This window comes from Gottfriedia luciferensis, from assembly GCF_002156865.1.
GTDB lineage: Bacteria > Bacillota > Bacilli > Bacillales > Bacillaceae_G > Gottfriedia > Gottfriedia luciferensis.
This window is the reverse complement of sequence record NZ_NCTA01000082.1, coordinates 1-1,827: the sequence shown is the minus strand read 5'-3', so window position 1 is coordinate 1,827 and position 1,827 is coordinate 1. Positions and strand designations below refer to the sequence as shown.

The window sequence follows — 1,827 nt, the reverse complement described above, 5'->3', positions numbered from 1 at the left end:
GGAACAGGAGTTCCTTTATGTCATCCGGTATTAGCTCCGGTTTCCCGAAGTTATCCCAGTCTTATAGGTAGGTTGCCCACGTGTTACTCACCCGTCCGCCGCTAACTAATTGGAGCAAGCTCCAATTAGTCCGCTCGACTTGCATGTATTAGGCACGCCGCCAGCGTTCGTCCTGAGCCAGGATCAAACTCTCCATAAAAGTTAAGTTTAAATCTTGTATTGCTCAAAAAACTAATAATTGACGTTTACTTCATGTTTTGTTTAGTTTTCAAAGATCATCGTTGGTGGAGCCTAGCGGGATCGAACCGCTGACCTCCTGCGTGCAAGGCAGGCGCTCTCCCAGCTGAGCTAAGGCCCCTTATTGAAATGGTCGGGAAGACAGGATTTGAACCTGCGACCCCCTGGTCCCAAACCAGGTGCTCTACCAAGCTGAGCCACTTCCCGTAATATGGCGCGCCCGAAAGGACTCGAACCCATAACCTGTCATCCGGTATTAGCTCCGGTTTCCCGAAGTTATCCCAGTCTTATAGGTAGGTTGCCCACGTGTTACTCACCCGTCCGCCGCTAACTAATTGGAGCAAGCTCCAATTAGTCCGCTCGACTTGCATGTATTAGGCACGCCGCCAGCGTTCGTCCTGAGCCAGGATCAAACTCTCCATAAAAGTTAAGTTTAAATCTTGTATTGCTCAAAAAACTAATAATTGACGTTTACTTCATGTTTTGTTTAGTTTTCAAAGTTCACTTTGCCGCTTCAGAAGCGACTTAAATATCATAACATTTTGTCAAACTATCTGTCAACAACTTATTATATTTAATTTTCTTTTTAGAAAATGGTGAGCCATGAAGGATTCGAACCTTCGACCCTCTGATTAAAAGTCAGATGCTCTACCTACTGAGCTAATGGCTCGTCTAAAGAGTGCCGACTAGAGGACTTGAACCCCCAACCTACTGATTACAAGTCAGTTGCTCTACCAATTGAGCTAAGTCGGCATATGGTGGAGGATGACGGGCTCGAACCGCCGACCCCCTGCTTGTAAGGCAGGTGCTCTCCCAGCTGAGCTAATCCTCCATCAAAACCAAGCGACGTTCTACTCTCACAGGGGGAAACCCCCAACTACCATCGACGCTGAAGAGCTTAACTGCCGTGTTCGGTATGGGAACGGGTGTGACCTCTTCGCTATCATCACTTGATTCATTTTCTTTGGGACATTAATTATTATATCAAAATATCTCTTAAAGTCAATAACTTTTTTGATATTTTTTTATAAAAATTGTACCCTCAAAACTAGATAATGTCATTATCAAACTTGTTAGTTAAGTCCTCGACCGATTAGTATCAGTCAGCTCCACGTGTCACCACGCTTCCACCTCTGACCTATCAACCTGATCGTCTCTCAGGGGTCTTACTAGCTTAACGCTATGGGAAATCTCATCTTGAGGGGGGCTTCATGCTTAGATGCTTTCAGCACTTATCCCTTCCACACATAGCTACCCAGCCATGCTCTTGGCAGAACAACTGGTACACCAGCGGTGTGTCCATCCCGGTCCTCTCGTACTAAGGACAGCTCCTCTCAAATTTCCTGCGCCCACGACGGATAGGGACCGAACTGTCTCACGACGTTCTGAACCCAGCTCGCGTACCGCTTTAATGGGCGAACAGCCCAACCCTTGGGACCGACTACAGCCCCAGGATGCGATGAGCCGACATCGAGGTGCCAAACCTCCCCGTCGATGTGGACTCTTGGGGGAGATAAGCCTGTTATCCCCGGGGTAGCTTTTATCCGTTGAGCGATGGCCCTTCCATGCGGAACCACCGGATCACTAAGC

General features: G+C 47.8%; 5 tRNA genes and 3 rRNA genes. All 8 read right to left on the bottom strand.

Annotation, left to right across the window (positions count from 1 at the left end):
- A 16S ribosomal RNA gene (locus B7R67_RS21785) occupies positions 1-199 on the bottom strand; the annotation flags it as partial.
- Positions 200-282: 83 nt separating this feature from the next.
- Positions 283-358: transfer RNA gene (locus B7R67_RS21780), tRNA-Ala, on the bottom strand.
- A 9-nt stretch (positions 359-367) separates the two neighbouring features.
- Positions 368-444, bottom strand: a tRNA-Pro gene (locus B7R67_RS21775).
- A gap of 387 nt (positions 445-831) precedes the next feature.
- A tRNA-Lys gene (locus tag B7R67_RS21770) sits at positions 832-907 on the bottom strand.
- A 10-nt stretch (positions 908-917) separates the two neighbouring features.
- A tRNA-Thr gene (locus B7R67_RS21765) sits at positions 918-990 on the bottom strand.
- Between the two features lie 3 nt (positions 991-993).
- Positions 994-1,069 (bottom strand) — tRNA-Val (locus B7R67_RS21760).
- Between the two features lie 6 nt (positions 1,070-1,075).
- Positions 1,076-1,191, bottom strand: a 5S ribosomal RNA gene (gene rrf, locus B7R67_RS21755).
- Between the two features lie 119 nt (positions 1,192-1,310).
- Positions 1,311-1,827, bottom strand: a 23S ribosomal RNA gene (locus tag B7R67_RS21750); the annotation flags it as partial.